This is a genomic window from Inhella gelatinilytica (genome assembly GCF_016093295.1).
Lineage (GTDB): Bacteria > Pseudomonadota > Gammaproteobacteria > Burkholderiales > Burkholderiaceae_C > Inhella > Inhella gelatinilytica.
Genome location: NZ_JAEDAL010000004.1, coordinates 91,005 through 112,337 on the forward strand (window position 1 = coordinate 91,005; position 21,333 = coordinate 112,337).

Genomic DNA, 21,333 nt, shown 5'->3' on the forward strand with positions numbered 1-21,333 from the left:
TGACTGTACGGCGCGGCGCCCGTGGGGTCACCCCTTGCACCCTGGGATTTCCCCCCGGTGTGTCGCTTTGCGGAGAAAGTCGACTCGCCGCATCACGGACCGCTCACGCAGCCCGGCGGGTGCCCCTTCCCTAGAATTGGGGCTTTCCCTCCCCACCCTGAACCGACATGCACAAGCTCGTCCTGCTGCGCCACGGCGAATCGACCTGGAATCTGGAAAACCGTTTCACCGGCTGGACGGACGTCCCCCTGACGGCCACGGGCGTGGCCCAAGCGCAAGCGGCTGGCCGACTGCTCAAAGCCGAGGGCTATGACTTTGATGTGGCGTACACCTCGGTGCTCAGCCGGGCCATTTGGACCTTGTGGCATTGCCTGGATGGTTTGGAGCGCACTTGGCTGCCTATTCGTCACGACTGGCGCCTGAACGAGCGGCACTACGGGGGCCTGCAAGGCCTGAACAAGACCGAAACGGCGCAGAAATACGGGGACGATCAGGTGTTGGTCTGGCGCCGCAGCTACGACGTGCCGCCGCCGGCCTTGGAGGCGGGTGACCCCCGCAGTGAGCGCGGCGACCGTCGCTACGACGGCGTGGATGTGCCTCTGACCGAGTGCCTGAAAGACACCGTGGCGCGCGTCATCCCCTACTGGAACGACAGCATCGCGCCAGCCATCCGCAGCGGCCAGCGGGTGCTGATTGCCGCCCACGGCAACAGCCTGCGCGCCCTGATCAAGCATCTGGATGGCATTTCAGACGGCGACATCGTGGGTCTGAACATCCCCAATGGCGTGCCGCTGGTTTATGAACTGGACGCAGATCTGAAACCGATCAAAAGCTACTACCTGGGTGATGCCGAGGCCATTGCAGCAGCAGCCGCGGCCGTGGCCAACCAGGGCAAGAAGTAACACGTCAGGGCCGCAGCAGGGCGGCCTGAATCACGCCGCGCGTGGCCTCGGCCAGGGCGCGGCGTTCCATCCCTTCGGTCGGAAGCGCTGGCAACAGGCGCAATTCGGCCTGCAAACCCCGGGCCGTCGCCAAGCGCCACAACGACTGCAGCAGCGTGGTCTCGCCCACGAATTGCGCCGCCTGGGCGAATCGTTCATCCGCCGTAAAAAACCGCAGCGCCAGCGGCTGGAGCGGCGCCTGGACCGCCAAGGCGGACTGCAACAGGTTGGCATGGAAGGGCAACAGTTCAGCGCCGGGCCCTGTGGTCCCCTCAGGAAAGACGGCGACGGTTTCCCCACGCTGCAGCGCCTCAGCACAGTGGTGGACGACCCGCAACGCGTCCCGCTTTTTCTCCCGCTCAATGAAGAGCGTACCGGCGGCAGCCACCATCCAGCCAATGAGGGGCCAGTGGCGAACGTCCGCCTTGGACACAAACCGCGCCTGCGGCAGGGCCGCATGCACACAGGCGATGTCCAGCCAGCTGACGTGGTTCAACACCACCAAGCTGGCCGGAGCGACCGTCCCCTCTTGAATCACCGAGAGCCGGACCCCCAGCGCTCGCAGCAAGCCCTCGCTCCAGCGCTGGATGTGCCACTGCCGCCCCACCGCATCGCGGCGGGGAAAGACAACGGCAACCGTCAGCAGACCGCGCAGCACATGCGCCGCCACCCGCAGCAGACGCCAGAGCCCCCGCAGCCCGCGCATCAAGCCGCGTAAACCCGGCGACCTGCCAGCCACGTGCCGCGCACCCGACCCTTGAGTTCGAGGCCGCAACGGTCGAAGGCAAAGGGCGTGTGTTTGGATCGGCTCACCAGAGTCTCGTCCCGCACCGTCCAACGAGCCTGCGGATCGAGCCAACACAAATCGGCCGGGCCGCCCACGGTCAAACGGCCGGTGGTGGCATCCAATACGGCCCCCGCCCGCGCGGTAATGGGCGCGAGCGCCTGCAAGGGGCTCAGGGCTTGCTGTTCACCCCAGTGCAGGGCCAACCCAAGAAGCAACTCCAGCGCCGTGGCGCCCGGCTGGCTCTCCGCAAAGGGCAGCGTCTTGCCATCGGCATCCACCGGCACGTGGTCCGAGACCAGGGCATCCAGGGTGCCGTCGGCCAGCGCCGCACGCAGCGCATCGCGGTCCCGCTGCTGCCGCAGCGGCGGTTCCACCCGTGCCGTGGTGTCAAAAAAGCCAATGTCGGTATCCAACAGGTGCAGCGAGTGCACCGACACATCGGCCGTGACGGGCAAGCCCTCGGCCTTGGCTGCTCGCAGCAGAGCCACCCCCTGGTGCGTGGAGAGGCGCTGAACATGCACGGCGGCGCCGGTGGCGCGCATCAATTCAAACAGCGTGTGCAGGGCAATGCTCTCCGCCATCGCCGGCAAGCCCGACAGGCCCAATCGGGTCGCCAGCGGGCCGCTGGCGGCAACCCCTCCCCCCAAAAAGCTGTCCACCGGGCGCAACCACACCCGATGCCCGAAGCTGGCGGCGTATTGCAGGGCGCGCCAAAGTACGGCTGTGTTGCGCACGGGCTTCTCACTCTGAGACAAGCCCACACAGCCGGCCTGGGTCAAGGCCCCCATCTCGGCCAAGGCTTCCCCGGCCAATCCGCGGGTCAGCGCCCCCAAGGGCAGCACCCGGGCTTTGCCCGCCCGGGCCGTGCGCTGCATCAGCATTTCAACCAGACCGGGCTCGTCCAGCACGGGGTCCGTGTCGGGTGGACAGACCAACGTGGTCACGCCACCCGCCGCCGCCGCCGCGAGCTCCGAATCCACCCCGCCCTCGAGCGCCGACCCACTGGCCCGCAGGCGCGCGTGCAAGTCCACCAAACCGGGCAGGAGCCACGTGCCCTGCGCGTCAAGGCACGCCTCCGCTTCGAATCCCGCGGGCAATTCACCCAGCGCCACGATGCGCCCTTCTTGAATTGCCACATCCCCCACGCGATCCAATCCCGAAGCGGGATCAAGGATTCGCGCACCCTGAAACACCAAATTGCTCATGCTTCGTTCCCTGCCAGGATGGCCATCACTGCCATGCGAACCGCAATCCCAAAACTGACTTGCGGCAGGATGACCGAATGCGGCCCATCGGCCACTTCAGAGGCAATTTCCACCCCGCGGTTGATGGGGCCCGGATGCATGACGATGGCATCGGGCTTGGCCCACTGCAAGCGCTCCGGGGTCAGGCCGTAGTGTTGGAAATACTCGCCCGAGCTGGGCAGCAGGGCGCCACTCATGCGCTCGTTTTGCAAGCGCAGCATGATGACCACATCGCAACCCCGGATGCCTTCTTCCAGGTCGTGGCAGACGCGCACGCCCATTTCGCGCAGGTCCCCCGGCACCAGGGTCTTGGGTCCGACGGCTCGGATGTCCGGAACGCCCAGGGTGCTGAGCGCATGAATGTCCGAGCGCGCCACGCGCGAGTGCACGATGTCGCCCACGATCGCCACCGACAGTTGCGTGAAATCACGCTTGTAGTGGCGGATCGTGTACATGTCCAAGAGGCCCTGCGTGGGGTGCGAGTGGCGGCCATCCCCCGCGTTCACCACATGCACATGCGGTGCACAGTGCTGGGCGATCAGGTAAGGCGCCCCGCTTTCACTGTGTCGCACGACAAACATGTCGGCGTGCATGGCACTCAAGTTGGCCACGGTGTCCAGCAGGGTTTCGCCCTTGGCCGTCGAACTGCGGGCGATATCGAGGTTCAGCACATCGGCGCTCAAGCGCTTGGCCGCGATCTCAAACGTGGTGCGCGTGCGGGTGCTGTTCTCAAAGAACAAGTTGAACACCGACTTGCCGCGCAGCAGGGGCACCTTTTTGACGTCGCGGTCGGACACCGAGACGAAGGTCGAGGCGGTATCCAGAATGTGCGTCAGCACCGCCTGGGGCAGGCCCTCGATTGACAGCAAGTGAATCAACTCGCCGTGCTTGTTGAGTTGGGGGTGTCGGCGTGAAATCAAAGCTTCACCTCTTCAACGTCAAGGGTCAGATTCAGGCCCTCTTTGCGCAGATGCAGTCGCTGCCGGGCCGGCAGCGATATCCGCGCCGCCGCGATGTCGGCTTGGATGGGCAATTCCCGCCCGTTTCGATCCACCAGCACGGCGAGTGCCACCCGGGCGGGCCGTCCAAAGTCAAACAACTCGTTCAAGACCGCGCGCGTGGTGCGTCCTGTCCACAGCACATCGTCCACCAGGAGCACTGGCGCCCCGTCAATCGACTGCGGCAGGCGCGTGGCGTCGGTCGTTGGCGCCAGGCCCCGAGAGCCAAAGTCATCCCGATGCAGACGACTGGAAATCACCCCCGCGGCGCCGGAACGCCCCAAGTCTTGATGGAGCCGTTCAGCCAACCAGGCCCCACCGCTCCAAATCCCCACGAGGTGAGCGCCCACCCAATCCGGGCGGGCCAAGAACGCCCGCACCTGCGCCAACAGCTCGGCGTACAGGGTTTCGGCGTCCAAAGCCAAATTGCTCATGACGAACTTTCTCGAAAAAATTGCTCCAAGATCAGCGCTGCCGCGGCCGCATCGAGGTCGCGTGCACCTTGCGCGGCGGCTTCCACACTCGTGTAGCGCTCATCCACCTCATACACCGGCTTGTGAAAACGGCCTCGAAGCGAGGCCGCGAACTTCTGGGCTGCCGCCGTCATGGCATGGGGCTGACCGTCCGGGTGTCGCGGCACACCCACCACCAAGGCGTCGGGCTGCCACTCCGCCAGCAAGCGTTCGATCGCGGGGAACACCGCCTTGCCCGACTCCCGCAGAGTCGTCAAGGCCCGGGCCTGGCCGGTCAAGCGGGACCCGGTGGCGACGCCAACGCGCTTGAGCCCAAAATCGAAGGCCAAGGGGCATTGCGCCTCCGAGGGGTGAAGCCCGCCCCGCGCCGGACCGCTCATGCGTGCCCTGCCTCTTGACTGAGCATGCGCGGGTCCACGCCCAAGAGGGCGAGCGCTTTGTCATAGCGTTGCTCGACCGGCGTGTCAAAGATCAACGCGGGCTGAGCATCCACCGTCAGCCAGCCGTTGCGGCTGATTTCGTCTTCGAGTTGGCCCGCGCCCCAGCCGCTGTACCCCAAGGTGACCAGCAGCTTGCGGGGCCCCGCACCGTGGCTGAGCGCTTCCAGCACGTCGCGGCTGGTGGTCATCTCCAGGCCGCCCGGGATGGCCAGCGAGGCGTTGTAGTGCCCGCCCTCCTCGTCCAGTTTCTCGTGCAGGACGAAACCCCGCTCGGTTTGGACGGGCCCGCCGAAGTACACCGGCTGACCGCGCAAATCGTCGCGCGTCAAGTTCAGATCGACCTTTTCCAGCAGGCCATCCAGCGTCAAATCAATGGGCTTGTTGATCACCAAGCCCAAGGCACCTTGATCGTTGTGCTCGCACAAATAGACCACGGCGCCAGAGAACGTGTCGTCGCCCATGCCGGGCATGGCGATGAGGAATTGATTGGTGAGATCCATGGAGGCCTTGGGCATACCGCCATTTTAGGGAATGCCCCAGATTCGACTGGGCCCCCGCCCCTCAATAAAAGTTCAAATCCCCGCGCTGATCGGCCATGGCGTACAACTCCCGGTCCTCGCGCTCAATCCGGTCCCGCAAGGCCGTCAAGAAACCCGTGACCTCGGATTCAAACGCCTCCGGATGGGCCTCAATGGACGAGGCACTGGCCCAGCGCTGGCCCAGTTGAACAAAGACGCCCGCCATGCCCCCCATTTCACCGGCAAAGTCCTTGGCCAAGTTCGCCAGGTCCTCGTGCATGTGGTTCAGCAGGGCGGGGTACATGAAGCAGTCCTCGGCAATCAGGTGGGTTTCCAACCGGCCCAGCAGCCGACTCAAGCACTCGCGCACCTGGGACGCACTGCCGCTGCGCCGGAAGGCCGCCAAACAGGACTCCAACTGCGTGGCCAGCGCCAGCAGCTCTTGATGCTGGTCCCGAAACAACTGCGTGGGCGGCGGCCCAGACGGGTCGGGGGGCGCCCGGAGCGGCAGCCCCAAGGCGCGGCCCCACCGCCACAGTGCGCGGCGCAGGGCTAAGAGCCAGGTTGCGGAAGGGTCGCCCAGCGGCATGGTTAGTGAACTTCCAGGGCCGAGGGCCCATGAACACCCTGGGAACATAGCAGAGGCTTGTGACGCAGAGCCAACAAAGGCCCAGCGCGAATAGGGGCATGTCGCCGGCGGCTCGACGCCCACCTCCCACCTCCAGCCGACACTCCGCGAATGTCCACCCACCCCACCCTGGTCTGGCTGCGCCGCGACCTGCGCCTGCACGACCATGCCGCCCTGGAGCTGGCCTGCCGCGATGGCGCGCCCGTGCTGCTGGCCTTCGTCTTCGACCCCGCGTTGCTGGCGCCTTTGCCGCGGCAGGACCGGCGGGTGGACTTCATCCTCGAAGCCCTGCAAGACCTGGAGCGCCAGCTGCGCCTGCGCCACCCGGACCTTGGCTTGATCGTTCGGCACGCCCCACCGCGGGAGGCAATCCCCGCCCTGGTGCGCGAAGCCGGCGCCACGCGCCTGGTCTACGCCCACGACGACGACCCCTATGCCCTGGCCCGGGATCTGGCGGTGCAAGCCGAACTGCCGCGGGACATCCGAGTGGAGTCGGTGCAAGACGTAACCGTTTTCGAGCGCCGCGGCCTGCTGACGGGTCAGGGCAAGCCTTACACGGTCTTCACCCCCTACAAGAACGCGTGGCTGCGCGCCGTCACCGCGGCGCATTTGGCACCGCGCGCGCCACGCCTGGAGCACCTGGCGGCGAGCCCGCTCGCCACCGGCCTGCCCAGCCTCGCAGACTTGGGCTTTGAACCCACGGATTTGCACGCACGGTTTCGTGGCGGGGCCACCCAAGCACAGGCGCAGTGGGACGAGTTCCGCCGAGAGCGCCTGGCCGGCTATGCGGACCAGCGCGACTTCCCGGCCCGAAAAGGCCCCAGCTACCTGAGCCCGGCGCTGCGCTTTGGCCTGCTCTCCATCCGCGAACTGGCCCGCGAAGCCTGGGCCCGGCGCGAGGCGCCCGGCGCCGCCGTCTGGCTGTCGGAGCTGATCTGGCGCGACTTCTATCACCAGGTGCTGCACCACCACCCGGGCGTGGTCGAGGGACCGCTCAAGCCGGAGTACGCCGCCATCCACTGGGAAGAAGGCGCCGAAGCCGACGCGCACTTCGCCGCCTGGTGCGCGGGGCAGACCGGCTACCCGCTGGTGGACGCTGCCATGCGCCAGCTCAACCAAACCGGCTACATGCACAACCGCCTGCGCATGGTCACGGCCAGCTTTCTGTGCAAATCCCTGGGCCTGAACTGGCAGCGCGGCGAGGCCTATTTCGCCGAAAAGCTGCTGGACTTTGAACTCGCCAGCAACAGCGGCGGCTGGCAGTGGGCCGCCAGTTGCGGCTGCGACGCCCAGCCCTGGTTCCGCATCTTCAACCCCGTCACCCAAAGCGAAAAGTTCGACCCCGACGGCGCCTTCATCCGCCGCTACGTGCCCGAACTGGCGTCCCTCCCCAGCCCCGCCCTACACGCCCCTTGGTCCGCGCGACCGGTGGAGCTCGGCGGCCTGGTACTGGGCCGCGACTACCCCCGGCCCGTGGTGGACCACGCCGAGGCCCGGGCGCGCACCTTGGCGCGGTATGGGGTGGTGAAGCGAGTCGCGCCCTGACACCGCCAGCCCACGTCAGTCCGTGCTTTTTTTCGGCATCTTGGGCAGGACGTGCTTTGGCGCCAGCCGCTGCTGAAACCGCAAAGCTTCTGCCCGCACAGCATCCCGCTCGGCTTCCAGACCCAGGGTGTCCAGGCTGTGAAAGTACTCAAGATAGACATCCATGGCCTCGGCCGATGCACGTGCCGCGGCCTGCATGCAGCCAATGTGCCCCTCCTCCGCGCGCGGCCACCAGTCGTGAAAGGCCTTGACACGCCGAGAGATCAACCCGCGGAATAGCGTATCGATGCGAGCGCGGTCCCGGGTCTCCCGCAAGTGGTGGCCCAGTTCAACGATCTCGATTAACCCCCCATCGCGACCAAAGTTCGCCAGGATGGTGCGAATCAATTCATCCAATCGACCCGCGTCAATCCAGGCCTGGAAAAGCTCGCCATCGAGCCTCTTGGTTTCGTCCGGGGTGAGATCACGCCCCAAGTCCTTCGCACGCTGCGCCCAAAGACGCTCAAATTCAACGCTGTAACTGGCCATTGGCGCTCCTTTAGACGTCAAGCGGTCCGCACACCGGTGGGGAATCGAAAACGCGTCCGTCCATTCAATCGCGTGCCAACGCCCCCCTACACCGACGCCGCCCCTTCAGCGGGGATGCCATGCATTCTTCCGCCAAACGGAATACAGCACTCCGCCTGGCCCCGTTTCTCAAATAGTCCTGGATCGGCACAGTTCGGTCCATGCGCTGCAAGCACCCGCAGCGGCGCGAGACACCCAAGGACACCCATGAGCCGCGCCTACGCCGATCTGGCTTTCACACCGACTGTGCGATCCCTGCAGACCCAGGCTGGGAGCCGACATGCCTACGCAGCGCTAGACCGCACCAACGACCGGCGGGATGCCCTGGGCGAGGCCGAGGCGGCCTTCATTGAGGCGCGGGACGGCTTCTACCAAGCCAGCGTCGGCGAAACCGGCTGGCCCTATGTGCAGTTCCGCGGCGGCCCCGCCGGCTTCCTGCGGGTGCTGGATGCCAAGACGCTGGGCTATGTGGACTACCGCGGCAACCGCCAGTACATCAGCACCGGCAACTTCCAGGGCAATGACCGGGTGTCGCTTTTTTTGATGGACTACCCCAACCGCCGCCGCCTGAAGCTGCTGGGCCGCGTGCGTTTGCTGGCACCCGGCGATGCGCCGGAGGTGTGGGCGCAGCTGCCCGCGCCGCCTGAAGGCACGGCCGTGGAGCGGGCGGTGCTGATCACCGTCGAGGCCTTTGACTGGAATTGCCCCCAGCACATCACGCCCCGGTTTACCGAGGCCGAGGTGCAGCACGCGGTCGCGCCCCTGTTGGCAGAGATGGACACGCTGCGCGCCGAGATCACCCAGTTGCGGGCGGCGCAAGCCGGCCTCAACGCTTAAGCCTTCAACTCACCCCAAGCCCACTCACCCCCAACCCCAACCCAACCTCTGGAGACCCCCCATGCACGTCAAAGAAATGCTCACCAAGGCCACTTCGGCCAGCCCCATCACCGCCGTCGAGGCCCGCGACGCCATGCTCGGCTGCTTTGTCACCATCCACGGCGAAACCTTGAAGCGCGGCGCTCAGTTGCTGGGCAAGCCGCTGAGCGACGAACAAGCCGAACAGCATGCCACCGTGATCATGAAGGGCTTGCTGGGCACCCAATGGGACCGGCCCAGCCGCGAAGCCTTGCAGACCGCCAAGGTGCGCATGGATCAGAAGATGAACTTCTCCCAGGCGCCGCAAGACCTGCAGGACATGCACGACCAGGTGTGCTCGCTGATCGTCAGCAAGGTGTGATGACGCCGCACCACGCCGCCAACCGGGAAGCCGCCACCATGAGCGCATCGACCCCTCAATCCCCCACGGAAGCCATCACGCAGTTGCAGGCGCAGGTGGCGCGGCACCGGCGGGAACTGCTGGCCAGCCTGCTGGTGGCGGCTTGGATGGTCGAGGCCCGTGACCCCTACACCGGGGGGCACTTGTGGCGCGTGGCCCGCATGACGCACGGGCTCGCCCTGGCCACGGGGGCGTCACCGCGCGAGGCCAGCCGCATGGCCATGGCCGGGTTTTTGCACGATTTGGGCAAGGTGGGCATCTCAGACGCCGTGCTGCGAAAGCCCGGCCGCCTGACGGACGAGGAGTTCGCCCACATCAAAACCCACCCCCGTGTGGGCGCGCGCATGGTGGCGGACCACCCGCTGGGCCCACTGGTGATGGGCGCGATCCACCACCACCACGAGATGCCCAATGGCCGCGGTTACCCCGGTGGCTTGCACGGCGAAGACATCCCGCTAGATGCCCGCCTCGTGGGCCTGTGCGACGCCTTTGATGCCATGACCAGCACGCGCCCCTACCGGGCAGGCATGCCCATCGCCAAAGCCTTGGCCATCATCGAATCCGAGCTGGGTCAGCAATTCGATGCCGAACTGGGGCGTGCTTTCGTACGGCTCGGCCGCGAGGGCGCGTGGGACGGCATCGTGGGTCACAGCGACGAGGGCACGCCCTTGCAGCACTGCCCAGCCTGCGGGCCCACGCTGGTCCGAACCCGCCAGCGGCAGGCGGACGAGCACTCGGGCTGCCCGGGCTGCGCCGCGCGCTTTCGCTGGGTGCTCACGGAGGAGGGTTTGCAGGCCCAAGCCACGGACGAGCAAGCTGCACCCGAGGAGCTGGAGCCGGGCCTGGATCGCGCCCAGATCGAAGACTTGGTGCTGGCGTGGGCAGACGCCTTGGAGCCGGCCGAAGGCGGCGTTAGCCCGCGTTGAGCGCGGCGTTGGCACGCAAGCGCTCAATCGCCAGGTCGAGAAAAGCCCGGGCTTTTTGCGACGCATGGCGGCCCTCGCGGTGCACCAGATGCACCGGCAAGGGTGCCGGTTCAAACGCTTGCAGCAGCAGGCGCAACCGCCCCGCCCGAACGGCTTCGTCCACCTGGTAGGACATCAAGCGCGTGATGCCAAACCCGGCGACCGCGGCGGCCACCGCCGAGTCGTTGCTGGTGGTAATCAACCGGGGCGAGATGGCGGCGGTGCGCTCGCCGCCGAGCTTCCACTCCGTGGCGGACGACACCGAACTGGCCGCGATGAGAGTGTGCGCCGCCAAGTCGTCGGGGTCCTGCGGCATGCCGTGCCGCGCCAAATACTCCGGCGCCGCGCAAATCACGCGCCGCACCTGGCCGACCCGAATGGCTTGCAGGGATGAATCCGGCAGTTCGCCAATGCGCACGGCGATGTCCACCCCTTCGTCGACCAGGTTGACCACGCGATCCAAAAACCAACACGAGGCCACCACCTCGGGATAGCGCTGCAGGTACTCGGTCACGATGGGCGCCACGTGCAGGGCCCCGAACAACACGGGCGCCGTCAGCGTCAAGCGCCCCCGGGGCGAGCCATGCAGGCCGGCCACCGCTTCATCGGCCTCGGCCAAATCAGCCAGGATGCGACGGCAGTCCTCCACATAGCGAGCCCCCGCATCGGTCACCCGCACCACCCGTGTGGTGCGGGTGAGCAAACGCACGCCAAGATGCGACTCCAACTCGCTGACGGCCCGCGTCACGGCAGGCGGTGAAATGTCGAGCTTGCGCGCCGCGCCGGCAAAGCCCTGCGCGTCCACCACCGCCACAAACACTTGGATCAGGTGCAGTCGGTCCATTTCAGGGGTCTAGTTCAAGCCAGCCAGTCGACCAACTGCCGGGCCACCGCGCGGCTGCTGAGCAAGTCCAGGTGGCCCACGCCTGGGGCGACCCACTGGTGATCCGCCGCGAAGGGCAAGCGGCGGGCAGGGTCCCGGTGTTGCCCCAAGGCGCTGGGCAAGCGCACCAGCCCATCGCCCAACAGCCGGGGCTGCAGGGTGGCCGGGGCCGCTCCCAAAGCACCGGCGATGGTCCAGCACTCAGGGCCCTTGGGCGGGGTGGGGGGCAGGCCGACCTCGGGCGGCAGGCCATGGCGCAGGTCGGTAATGCCGGCGCTGCGCAGACGGCCCAGCCGGGCCAGGGGGGCGGCATAGGGCGCAGCGTCCAAGAGCTGGTCCACGCCGTGGCCGGCCTTTTCCAGCGGAGACCCCAGGTGCGGCGTGCCCAAAAAGACCAGGTCACTGACCCGGCGTGTCCAGGCGGCCCCCGCAGCGGCATGGAACGCGCTGCGCGCCACGAGGCCACCCATGCTGTGGGTCACCAGCACCACGCGCGCCTGGCGGTGGGGCCAGTGCTTCAGCAACGTCGCCATCAGGCGGGCGAACCTCTGGCCGTTCTCCATCAGGGGCAGGCCGGTGTTGTAGCGCAGGTACAGCGGGGTGAGCCCCAACGCCGCGGCCAAGTGCTCGCCATGGTCGTGGCCCTTGCGGTGCCATTGGCGGTCGTTCATGCACAGGCCATGCACCAGCACCAGCACGCCGGCACTGGGCTCGGGGAAGCGCGCTGCCAGGGCCGCACGGCTGAGCGTGAGTGGCTGCCCGGCGCTGCACAGCTGCATGGGCTGCGCGAGGGGGTTGTGGGTAGCCTCCAGGTGGTCACCGAGCACGCCGTTGAGCGCCGCCACCACGGCGTCATGGCGCGGGCTGCGCGGGCCGCGGGCTACGGCCTCAGGCAAGAGCCCCAACAAGGCCTCCGTGCTGCCGCCCACCAGGTGCGTCACCCCTCTCACCGTGCGGTAGACCAAGCCAGTCACGCCGCCGGTGCGCTCCGCCGTCGGGGCGGGCAAGCCGGGCACGCTTTGGATGCGGGCATGCATGGCCTCCACGAGGCGAATCAAGGCCAGCGAACCCTGGGTGGCGAGGCGCACGGCCCCGGTGAAATCGTTGGAGCCAGCGGGTTGGGGCATCAGGGCTCCAGCATGGGTTGAGGGGTTCAGCGCGCGCCGAGCTGCGCCAAGGCATCACCGCTCACGCGGCAAATGCGCCAATCGTGCATGAGTTGAGCCCCCATGCGCTCGTAAAAGCGAATCGCGTGCTCGTTCCAGTCCAGCACGCTCCACTCGAAACGGCCGTAGCCGCGCGCCACCGCCAGTTGCGCCAGGTGGCGCAGCAGGGCTTCGCCCAGCCCAGCGCCGCGGTGCGCGGGTTGCACGTAGAGATCCTCCAGGTAGAGGCCCGGCTTGGTCAAAAAGGTTGAGTAGTTGCGGAAGAACAGCGCGAAGGCAACCACCTTCCCTTCCACCTCCGCCACCACGGCCTCGATGACGGGCTGAGCGCCGAACAGATGCTCGGTGAGCAGCGCCGCATCGCTTTGCACCAGGTGCTCCAGCTTCTCAAAAACCGCCAGCTCGCGGATCAGTGCCAGTAGCGTGGGCACGTCGGCGGGGGTGGCGCTTCGAATCACGGGGGGCATGCGGTCTTTCGTCCTGTCTTTCGTTCGTCAGGCTGCGGCCCAGTGGGCAAGCAGGTCCTGGTGGCGCTCGGCCCAGGCATTGAGATGGTCCACCGAGCCGACATCCAACACGCCGCGCAGGAACTCGCTCACCACCTCCTTGGTGGCCTGCTTGATCTGGGGGTTGGCCATCACGCCGCCCGTGCCGCCACGGTCCGTGAACACCGAATGCGAACCACCCGCAAACACAACCAGGCGCTTGAGCGCGCTGCCCGTGGCCTGGAAGAGCGCCATGCGCTCCGCCGCCGTGCTGTGATAGCCCGGGACGCGAATGACGTCATCCGTCGCCGTGATGTGCAGGCTGGGCACTCGGATGGCGGCCAGAGCGCGCTCGGGTGCGGGAACGCCATGCAACGGCGGCGCTGAGATGAACACCGCGGCGCGCACGCGCGGGTCGGCCAGGGGCTGCGGCTCCCCCGGAATGGCCGCGCCCGCCAGCAAGAGGCTGGTGTTGGCGCCATAGGAGTGACCCGCCACCGCGATGCGCTGGGCATCCACCACCTGCGGGCGCTCCAGCAGCAGGCGGTCGAGCGCGAAGCGCACGTCATGCGCCCGGGCGCGCGCCTCTTCGGTCCGCGCGGCATCTTGCAGGCGGCTGAAGATCTGAAAGACATTGCCGGTCCAGAGCCGACGGTCGCTGCCCACGTGCTGCACGTGCAGGCTGGCAAATCCTTGGGCCGCCAGGTGTTGACCGAGGTAGGAGTAGCCGCGGCGCGAGCCCCCGATGCCATGCGAGAACAGCACCAAGGGCAGCGGGTGGTTGACCTCCGCCGACGGCAGGTACAGCCGCACCGGCACGTCGCGGCCACGGGCTTCGTCCACCCAGTCCCACTCCTCTGCCCGCCAGGGCTGGACGACCTCCGCCTCGCGCGGGCTGGGCTCCTCACGCGCCCAGGTGCCGGTGCAGGCCAGCAACCCGCCGGCGCCCGCCATCAAAAGACTGCGGCGCCGCACCTCAAGCCTCCGGCTGGGCGGCTGCCCCAGGCTGACGACGCACCCGGCGCTGGAACCACGCCACGCCATCGTCCACCCAGGTGTAGACCACGGGCACCACCAACAGCGAGAGGAAGGTGGAGGTGATCAAGCCCCCGATCACCACAATCGCCATGGGCGCGCGGAAGCTCGGGTCGGTGCCAAAACCCAGGGCGATGGGCAGCATGCCGGCGCCCATGGCCAGGGTCGTCATCACGATGGGCCGAGCACGCTTGTGGCAAGCGTCCAGCAACGCCTCCAGGCGCGACAGGCCACGCTCGTCACGGGCGACGATGGCGTACTCAATCAGCAAGATGGAGTTCTTGGTGGCGATGCCCATCAGCATGATCATGCCGATCATGGCCGGCATCGACAGGTCGGTCTGCGTCACAAAGAGCGCCAGGATGGCCCCTGGGATGGACAGCACCAGAGCGACCAGGATCGTCGCCGGCTGCACCCAGGCGTGGAACAGCAGCACCAGCACGATGTAGATGCAGGCCACGCCCGTGCCCATGGCCAGCAGGAAGCTCGCGCTCAGCTCCGCAAAGGCTTCGGCGTCGCCCGTCACCGTCTTTTGAATGCCCGGCGGCAGGTTTTTCAGCGCCGGCAGCTGGTCGGCCTCAGCGGCCACCTCGCCCAAGGCGCGGCCATTGAGTTCGATCTCAAAGTTGACGTTGCGCGCGCGATCAAAGCGATCGATCTGCGCTGGGCCCGCCGCGAGCTCCACCTCGGCTGCTTGTTGGAGGGCCACGGGGCCATGCGTGCCAGGCACGGTGAGCTGTTTGATCAGGTCCAGATCGCTGCGGGCCGCATCGGGCAGCTTGACCACGACCGGCACTTGGCGGTCGGCCAAGTTGATCTTGGGCAGGGCCTGGTCATAGTCCCCGCTGGTGGCGATGCGCAAGGTATCGGCCATCGCGGCCGTGCTCACCCCCAGGTCGGCGGCACGCGCGGAGTCGGGGCGCAGCACGAGCTCCGGCCGCTGCAGGCTGGAGCTGCTGGTGACCTGGCCAATGCCCTTCAAGGTGCGCAGCTGCTGCTCGACCTGGGTGGCATGCGCCAGCAGCGTGTCGCCATCGTCACCGGAAAGCACCAGGATGTATTTCTCGGCCGAGCCGCCAAAGCCCACGTTGACGCGCACACCGGTCAGGTCGGCGAGGCGCTCGCGCAGCTCACGCTCGATCTGCTGCTTGCTCACGCCCGGGCGATCCTGACGCTTGGTGAGGTTGAGGGTCAGCGTGGCCTTGCGCACCTCCGGAGCACCACTGCCCTGGAAGGGGTCGGAGCCCGCGGCGCCGCCGCCGATGGCGGTGTAGATCTGCTTCACATGCGGGTGGGCCGCCACGCGGCTGCGCGCGGCCTCGGCCACGGCCTGGGTTTGCGCCAAGCGGCTGCCGGGCTCCAGCTGCAGGTACACCTGGGTTTGCGACAAGTCATCGGGCGGAATGAAGGCGCCCGGAATGGCCCCGAGGAACAGGGGCGCGCAGCTGGCCACACCAAAGGCCACGATGCCGGCCAGGGTCTTGCCGCGGTGCTGCAAGCACCACTTGGCCCAGCGCATGTACATCGGCATCCAGAACGGCTCCGGGTGGGGCTTGGTGGGCTTCTTCAGGAGGTAGGCAGCCATCATGGGGGTGAGCATGCGCGCCACGACCAGCGAGAAGAAAACCGCCAGCGCCGCCGTCCAGCCGAACTGAACAAAGAACTTGCCTGGCACCCCGCTCATGAAGGCGGTGGGCAAGAACACGGCGATCAGGGTGAAGGTGGTGGCAATCACCGCCATGCCAATTTCATCCGCCGCTTCCATGGCCGCCTGGAAGGGCGTCTTGCCCATGGTCAGGTGGCGCATGATGTTTTCGATCTCGACGATGGCATCGTCCACCAAGATGCCGATGACCAGCGAGAGCGAGAGCAAGGTCACGATGTTGATCGTGAACCCCATCCAGTACATGAAGAGAAACGTGGGAATGGCCGAGAGCGGGAGCGCCACGGCGGAAACAAAGGTGGCGCGGCCGTCACGCAAGAACAGCCACACGACCAGCACCGCCAGCAGTGCACCTTCCAGCAGCAGCGCCATCGACCCCTCGTAGTTCTCCACCACCGGGTCGACAAAATTGAAGGCCTCCACCAACTGCAAATCGGGGTTGGCCGCCTGAATGTCGGCCAGAGCGGCGCGCACGCCGTGCATCACATCGACCTCCCCCGCCCCCCGGGCGCGGGTCACCTCAAAGGCCACGACGGGTTTGCCGTCCAGCTGCGCGGCACTGCGGCGCTCGGCCACACCGTCTTTCACGGTTGCCACCTGATCCAGGCGAATACGGCGCCCGTCATAGAGCGGAATCTCCAAAGCGGCCAGCTGCTGCGCGTCTTGCACCGTGCCCAGCACGCGCATGGACTGCTCGATGCCGCCCACGGTGGCCCGACCCGCCGGCGCCTCCTGCTGCACCTCGCGCAGCCGGCGCGAGACCTCGGCGGCGCTGACCCGCAGCGCGAGCAAGCGGTCTGGGTCGAGTTCCACCTGAAACTCCCGCTTCACGCCGCCCACCCGAGCCACACCCCCGACCCCGCGCACCGAGAGCAGCTTTTTGCTGACCTCGTTGTCAATCAGCCAGGAGATGGCCTCTTCATCTCGCCGGTCAGAGGCCAGGGTGTAGACCAGCACCGGACTGGCCGCCAGGTCCATCTTGCTGATGACCGGGTCGCGCAGCTCGGCGGGCAGGTCAGAGCGCACGCGCGCTACGGCATCGCGCACATCGTCCATCGCATCTTGCGTGGCCTTTTCCAGACGGAATTCAGCCGCCACCACCGCCACACCGTCATACACCTTGGTGTAGGTGTGCTTGAGCGACTGAATCGAGGCAATGCTGTTCTCAATCTTGCGCGCCACCTCGGTTTCCATCTGCGCGGGTGCCGCGCCAGGCAGGCTCGCCGTGACGATGACCGTGGGCAAGTCGATGTCGGGGAAGTTTTGGATCTTCATCGCCCGAAAGGCCAGCGCACCGGCCACGGTGAGCATGATGAAGAGCAGGATGGACGGAACCGGCTTGCGGATCGACCAGGACGAAACATTCAACATGGTGCGCGCCCTCGCCCTTTATTTGGCCGTCTTGCCCACGGGCACAACCTGGACGCGGTCGCCCTCGGCCAAGAAGCCCACACCCTGGGCCACCACCGCGTCGCCGGCCTGCAGGCCACTGCGAATCTCGACCGCGTCGCCCTGGCGCCGCCCCAACTCGACCTTGGTCTGGCGCGCCCGCTGCTCCTTGTCCACCTTGAACACATAGGCAAAGCCGTTGCGCAAGAGCACGGCGGTTTGCGGCAGGGTCAGCATGCTGCGCTGGTCAATCTGGAACTCGCCGCGCGCGAACATGCCGGCCCGCGCCGTGCCCGGCTGGGGCAGGTCCACGTAGACCAAGGCATTGCGCGTTTGCGGGTCCACCTTGGGGGCCACGATGCGCACGCGGCCCTCCAGCGACGGCCCCCCGGCGGGTGTCACCCGCACACTCTGGCCGGGCTTCAGCGCCGCCAACTCCGTGGCCGGCACTTCGGCGCGCCACTCCAAGCGGCCTTGGCGAATCAGACGGAAAAGTTCCTGCCCCGGCGCCGTGAGCGACCCCGGCACCGCCTCCCGCGAGACGATGACACCGTCGTCCGGCGCGATCAACCGGGCGTAGGACAGACGCAGCTCACCGCCCCGCACTTGCGCCTGCAGCACGGCTTGGCGTGCCTGCGCGGCGGCAGCGGCCGTCTGCCCCTGCTCCACCTGCTGGGCCGAGACCGCGTCTGTACCGGCCACGGCTTGCAGTCGGGCCGCCTGGCGCTGCGCCTCTTGCGCGGCGACCGTCGCCTCTTGCAGGGCGGCGCGGGCGGCGGCCAATTCGGCTTCCAGGGTTTCGGTCGCGAACTGCGCCAGCAGTTGGCCCTTCTTCACCCGGTCACCCACCTGGGCTTCGACCCGGACGAGGCGCAACCCACCCACTTCAGCGCCCACGGAGACCTCTTGCCAGGCCGCCAAATTGCCATTCGCGGCCACGGTCACGGTGCCCTGCTGGGTTTGGGCCGGCACGAGTTGCACTTTGAGCGCCGGTTTGGGCCCGGCATCGGAAGCGGCCTGGGCTGGGGCCTGGGCTGCCACCAGCAGGGGGAACGAGAGCGCCGCAGTGAAGACCGCCGTGAAGGCCGTGCGAGAAATCGTTTTCATGAATCAGGACTCTTGTTCGGGGGACCAGCCGCCACCCAGGCGGCGATATAGCGAAATCCAGGCCGCGGACCGGGCCAGGGCGAGTTCATGCGCCTGCCGCTGAGCGGCAATGAATTGGCGTTGCACGGCCGCGCGCTCGGTGCCACTGATCAGACCGGCAGCGGCCTGCTGGGCCGCGCTGGCATCCAGCCGCTGAGCCTGGCCCATCGCGGCCTGCATGGTGGCGAACTGCGACTCCGTCCGCGTCACCTCCAGCAGGCTCTGCTCGACCTCGGCCACGGCGACGCGCCAGCGGGCCTCCAGGGCCGCACGGGCCTCGGCCTCCTGCGCCTGCGCGCTGCTCGCCTGGGCCTGGCGCAAGCCGCCATCGAACAGCGGCCAGCTCAGCGTGGGGAACACGGACCATACGCGCCCCGAGCTCGTGCCCCCGCCCAGCTCCAGCCGGCCTTCGCCGATCAAGGCCCCCCACTGCAGCTGCGGCCAGCGCGCCGCCTCCGCGCCCCGCCAGGCCATCACAGACGCCACCCACTGCTCGCGGGCCGCCACAAGATCGGGCCGCTGGGCGAGCAGTTGCGTGGGCAGGCCGCGCGGCGCCGCAAACGCCGGGGCCAGCCGCGGCGGGGCCTCACCCAGACGCTGCTGCAGCGGCCCCGCTTCGTCAGCCACCAGCACGGCCAAGGTCTGCAGCAACAGATCGGCACGCTGGCGCAGCGCAGCAGCGTCGATGCGCACCCCCGCGACGCCCAGCGCCACCTCGTTCGCTTGCGCGGGGGACAGCAGTCCCGCGCCGGCCGCCGCTTGCGCCGCCGCCTGCTGACGCAGCGCGGCCGCTTCGTCGGCATCCGCCAGCCGTGCCAGTTGCTGTGCATGGCGGTAGGCCAGATAGGCCTGGGCCACTTCCGCACTGAGGCTGACCTGGGCCCCGGCCAGGGCCGCGGCCGCGGCCTCCCGCTGGGCCAAGGCCGCCGCCGTTTGTGCCCGCTGGCGGCCAAACAAGTCCAACTCCCAAGCCGCCTGCAGTTGACCTTGGGCCGTGCTGCTGAGCTGGAAACCGGGCAGCGCCTGCCCACGCTGCCCGCTGGCGACCGCGGCCACCTGGGGGCCACGGAGCGCACCCGCGGCGTCTGCCTGGGCCCGGGCCTGCGCCAGCCGGGCCGCCACCTGGGCCAGCTCCGGGCTGCGCGCCCGGGCTTGGGCCTGCAACGCCACCAGGTGGGGATCGTCAAATCGCTGCCACCAAGTGGCCATCGAGGGCGCGGCCGCGGTCTCGCTGGACGATGGCCAAGCGGCCTGCCATTGCGTCGGTGCGGGCGCGGGTGGCGGCGCGGGCGGCTGGAGCACACCGCAGGCGCCGAGCAGGCCGGCGCCAAGCAAGGGGAGGAGTCGGATCAGGGTCATGCGGTTTCTGAGGGGTTGAAAGGGGCGGCGTGCGCCAGCGCGCGTCGTCGTTCGTGCTCGACCAGGACCTCTGCCCAATCCAGCAAGCGCTGCAGGATGCGCTCCTTGACGTCGGGGGCCTCCAGGTAGCCCGGGGTCAGCACGGCGATGAAGGCCCGGGACAGGCAATAGTCTTGCGCCATCGCCACCAGTCCATAGCCCAGTTGCAATACGGTCTCATCAGACGGCTGGCGGCCCATGTGCTGAGCGAGCAGTTGGGACAACGCCCGCTGTGCAGGGCCAATCAATTCGACCACCGTGCGGGCATAGACCGGGCTGGGGTTGAGCAACTCTCGCAAGTGCAGGCGCAACTCGGTCTCGGTGCCTTGCTCCTGCAAAAAGGAACCCAAGAACGCCTGGAGCACGCCGCGCAACTCGCCACCCTGACCGGCCGCACCGAGCAGGCCCGCATGCAGCGCCTCCAGAGGTCGCGCCAGAACGGCGCGGTACAGCGCGTCCTTGTCCCCAAAGTGGTAGTGGATGGCCCCGGCATTCAGGCCCGCGGCGGTGCAAATTTCTCGCGTCGACGTTTCCGCAAAACCCTGATCGGCAAAAAGACGTGCTGCCGCATCCAGAAGACGCTCGCGCGCTTGGGGCTCATGGTCTTGGCGAGGCCGGCCTCGGGGGCGACGCGGGGAAGCAATCTCGGGCATGGCCGGATGCTACCGAATCAATCAAGCGCTTGCTTGAATATTTCTAATGATGTCCCTTCAGAATGAAGGGGTTTCGGTCAGAACAGCTCGATGTCGCTGTCTTTTTTGACTTCTTCGGTCAGCACGCCGGCTTCCACCAAGCGCTCGTAGCACCACACCTGATTTCGGCCGCTGTGCTTGGCGTGATAGACCGCTTTGTCCGCTCGGTCAAACGAGGCCGTGGGCGTATCGGGGTTGCGGACGTGGGTGAAGCCGATCGACAAGGTGACGCGCCCGACTTGGGGAAAGGCAAAGGCTTCGCACTGCTGGCGCAGCCGTTCAAACACGGCTTGCGCCTCCTCCCCCTCGTCACAGCGGATCAGCACCACGAATTCCTCGCCCCCAAAGCGATACAGCCGGTCGTGGTAGCGGAAACACGTGCGCATGAGACGCGAGAGCAGCAACAGCACTTCATCGCCAATCAGGTGGCCAAAACCGTCGTTGACCCGCTTGAAATGGTCGATGTCAATCACGCCCAGCCAGTAGCTGGCACGGGCTTCGTGGCGGCGGTCTTCGACCGACACGCCCACCGGCAGACCCGGCGACTCGCCCAGCAGTTTGAGGAAACTGCTGTCAAAGGTCTTGCGGTTGAGCAACCCCGTGAGGGAATCTCGCTCAGAGTAGTCCAGCAAACCCTGGAAGTTGTGGAAGACCCGCAAGATAGCGCTAACCGTGCGCTTCTCAAGCTTAGTCAGGTGCTGGCTACTGGTGACCTCAAGCACCCCATCGCCGTCGTGCTCGGACACCAGCGGGAAGCAGCAAACAAACAAGTCACCGGCTTGGGTTTCCAACAACTCCCGCCGCTGCAAACAGGCCAGACGCACGGGAAAGGTGTCCAAACCAGGCAAGCTTTCCAGCCGGCCCGTGAGCGCGTCCGCCCGGGGCACCACTTGGCCCACCGCCAACTGGGCGCGGGTCATCCAGCGCTGGTCCCCCGCAGGCCCCACGGCACGGTAAATGCTCACCCCTTCCGGGCCCAGCAAATCCTTGAGCGCAACGACCAGGGTGACGTCAATGACATCCCGGTCCTTGTACCCAGTCAGTTCGGCGAGCTGTTCAACAACCTTGCTCATGGTGGGGTCGGGCCGCACGAG

General features: G+C 67.4%; 22 protein-coding genes. 5 read left to right on the forward strand and 17 right to left on the reverse strand.

What is annotated here, in order from left to right; genetic code table 11:
* The first annotated feature begins 167 nt into the window (after positions 1-167).
* Positions 168-902: a 2,3-diphosphoglycerate-dependent phosphoglycerate mutase gene (gpmA, locus tag I7X43_RS10030; protein WP_198100803.1), complete on the forward strand. Its 735-nt coding sequence runs from the start codon at positions 168-170 to the stop codon at positions 900-902.
* A gap of 4 nt (positions 903-906) precedes the next feature.
* Here the strand turns inward: gpmA and I7X43_RS10035 are convergent, their stop codons facing one another.
* Genes I7X43_RS10035 through I7X43_RS10065 form a run of 7 tightly spaced genes read right to left on the reverse strand, consistent with a single transcriptional unit; the run spans position 907 to position 5,990 of the window.
* On the reverse strand, positions 907-1,680 hold the full coding sequence (locus I7X43_RS10035; RefSeq protein WP_310737553.1) for a lysophospholipid acyltransferase family protein: 774 nt from the start codon (positions 1,678-1,680) through the stop codon (positions 907-909).
* Positions 1,647-2,933, reverse strand: a complete 1,287-nt coding sequence (locus I7X43_RS10040) for a dihydroorotase (protein WP_198100804.1) — start codon at positions 2,931-2,933, stop codon at positions 1,647-1,649. The genes I7X43_RS10035 and I7X43_RS10040 overlap by 34 nt, the downstream gene beginning before the upstream one ends.
* The gene (locus I7X43_RS10045) at positions 2,930-3,892 is read right to left on the reverse strand and encodes an aspartate carbamoyltransferase catalytic subunit (RefSeq protein WP_198100805.1); all 963 of its coding nucleotides are present in this window, start codon (positions 3,890-3,892) and stop codon (positions 2,930-2,932) included. Before I7X43_RS10045 ends, I7X43_RS10040 begins: the two co-directional genes overlap by 4 nt.
* Entirely contained in the window at positions 3,889-4,404 is a 516-nt protein-coding gene (pyrR, locus tag I7X43_RS10050) for a bifunctional pyr operon transcriptional regulator/uracil phosphoribosyltransferase PyrR (RefSeq protein WP_198100806.1), read from the reverse strand. Before pyrR ends, I7X43_RS10045 begins: the two co-directional genes overlap by 4 nt.
* Positions 4,401-4,823, reverse strand: coding sequence for a Holliday junction resolvase RuvX (gene ruvX / locus I7X43_RS10055; RefSeq protein WP_198100807.1), 423 nt, complete (start codon positions 4,821-4,823; stop codon positions 4,401-4,403). The genes pyrR and ruvX overlap by 4 nt, the downstream gene beginning before the upstream one ends.
* Positions 4,820-5,398 (reverse strand): YqgE/AlgH family protein, encoded by a 579-nt coding sequence (locus I7X43_RS10060; RefSeq protein WP_198100808.1) that lies wholly within the window; start codon positions 5,396-5,398, stop codon positions 4,820-4,822. Before I7X43_RS10060 ends, ruvX begins: the two co-directional genes overlap by 4 nt.
* 46 nt (positions 5,399-5,444) lie before the next feature.
* The gene (locus I7X43_RS10065) at positions 5,445-5,990 is read right to left on the reverse strand and encodes a hemerythrin domain-containing protein (protein WP_198100809.1); all 546 of its coding nucleotides are present in this window, start codon (positions 5,988-5,990) and stop codon (positions 5,445-5,447) included.
* 150 nt (positions 5,991-6,140) lie between these two features.
* On the opposite strand from I7X43_RS10065, the gene I7X43_RS10070 reads away from it, so the two are divergent.
* On the forward strand, positions 6,141-7,574 hold the full coding sequence (locus tag I7X43_RS10070) for a cryptochrome/photolyase family protein (RefSeq protein ID WP_198100810.1): 1,434 nt from the start codon (positions 6,141-6,143) through the stop codon (positions 7,572-7,574).
* 15 nt (positions 7,575-7,589) lie between these two features.
* Here I7X43_RS10070 and I7X43_RS10075 read toward each other — a convergent pair whose 3' ends face one another.
* On the reverse strand, positions 7,590-8,102 hold the full coding sequence (locus I7X43_RS10075) for a hypothetical protein (protein WP_198100811.1): 513 nt from the start codon (positions 8,100-8,102) through the stop codon (positions 7,590-7,592).
* Between the two features lie 246 nt (positions 8,103-8,348).
* Here I7X43_RS10075 and I7X43_RS10080 point away from each other — a divergent pair, with 246 nt between their 5' ends.
* The 3 genes from I7X43_RS10080 to I7X43_RS10090 all read left to right on the forward strand — a co-directional run bounded on the left by I7X43_RS10080 (position 8,349) and on the right by I7X43_RS10090 (position 10,343).
* On the forward strand, positions 8,349-8,978 hold the full coding sequence (locus I7X43_RS10080; RefSeq protein ID WP_198100812.1) for a pyridoxamine 5'-phosphate oxidase family protein: 630 nt from the start codon (positions 8,349-8,351) through the stop codon (positions 8,976-8,978).
* A gap of 61 nt (positions 8,979-9,039) precedes the next feature.
* Entirely contained in the window at positions 9,040-9,378 is a 339-nt protein-coding gene (locus I7X43_RS10085; RefSeq protein ID WP_198100813.1) for a hypothetical protein, read from the forward strand.
* Positions 9,378-10,343, forward strand: a complete 966-nt coding sequence (locus I7X43_RS10090; RefSeq protein WP_246480324.1) for an HD-GYP domain-containing protein — start codon at positions 9,378-9,380, stop codon at positions 10,341-10,343. The genes I7X43_RS10085 and I7X43_RS10090 overlap by 1 nt, the downstream gene beginning before the upstream one ends.
* On the opposite strand, the gene I7X43_RS10095 is transcribed toward I7X43_RS10090, so the two are convergent.
* The 9 genes from I7X43_RS10095 to I7X43_RS10135 all read right to left on the reverse strand — a co-directional run bounded on the left by I7X43_RS10095 (position 10,330) and on the right by I7X43_RS10135 (position 21,312).
* Entirely contained in the window at positions 10,330-11,226 is an 897-nt protein-coding gene (locus I7X43_RS10095) for a LysR family transcriptional regulator (RefSeq protein ID WP_198100814.1), read from the reverse strand. The two genes, I7X43_RS10090 and I7X43_RS10095, sit on opposite strands and share 14 nt — an antisense overlap.
* Positions 11,227-11,240: 14 nt before the next feature.
* Positions 11,241-12,392: an esterase/lipase family protein gene (locus tag I7X43_RS10100; protein ID WP_198100815.1), complete on the reverse strand. Its 1,152-nt coding sequence runs from the start codon at positions 12,390-12,392 to the stop codon at positions 11,241-11,243.
* Positions 12,393-12,418: 26 nt separating this feature from the next.
* Positions 12,419-12,898 carry a GNAT family N-acetyltransferase gene (locus I7X43_RS10105; protein ID WP_198100816.1) on the reverse strand — a complete coding sequence of 160 codons (480 nt, stop codon included), beginning with the start codon at positions 12,896-12,898 and terminating at the stop codon, positions 12,419-12,421.
* A gap of 27 nt (positions 12,899-12,925) precedes the next feature.
* Complete coding sequence (locus I7X43_RS10110; protein ID WP_198100817.1) at positions 12,926-13,891, reverse strand: alpha/beta hydrolase family protein; 966 nt, start codon at positions 13,889-13,891, stop codon at positions 12,926-12,928.
* Between the two features lies 1 nt (position 13,892).
* The gene (locus tag I7X43_RS10115; RefSeq protein WP_198100818.1) at positions 13,893-16,985 is read right to left on the reverse strand and encodes an efflux RND transporter permease subunit; all 3,093 of its coding nucleotides are present in this window, start codon (positions 16,983-16,985) and stop codon (positions 13,893-13,895) included.
* Between the two features lie 18 nt (positions 16,986-17,003).
* On the reverse strand, positions 17,004-18,110 hold the full coding sequence (locus tag I7X43_RS10120) for an efflux RND transporter periplasmic adaptor subunit (RefSeq protein WP_198100819.1): 1,107 nt from the start codon (positions 18,108-18,110) through the stop codon (positions 17,004-17,006).
* A 3-nt stretch (positions 18,111-18,113) separates the two neighbouring features.
* Positions 18,114-19,508, reverse strand: a complete 1,395-nt coding sequence (locus I7X43_RS10125) for a TolC family protein (protein ID WP_198100820.1) — start codon at positions 19,506-19,508, stop codon at positions 18,114-18,116.
* Positions 19,505-20,200 carry a TetR/AcrR family transcriptional regulator gene (locus I7X43_RS10130; protein WP_198100821.1) on the reverse strand — a complete coding sequence of 232 codons (696 nt, stop codon included), beginning with the start codon at positions 20,198-20,200 and terminating at the stop codon, positions 19,505-19,507. The genes I7X43_RS10125 and I7X43_RS10130 overlap by 4 nt, the downstream gene beginning before the upstream one ends.
* 77 nt (positions 20,201-20,277) lie before the next feature.
* Positions 20,278-21,312: a GGDEF domain-containing protein gene (locus I7X43_RS10135; RefSeq protein ID WP_198100822.1), complete on the reverse strand. Its 1,035-nt coding sequence runs from the start codon at positions 21,310-21,312 to the stop codon at positions 20,278-20,280.
* Between the last annotated feature and the right edge of the window lie 21 nt (positions 21,313-21,333).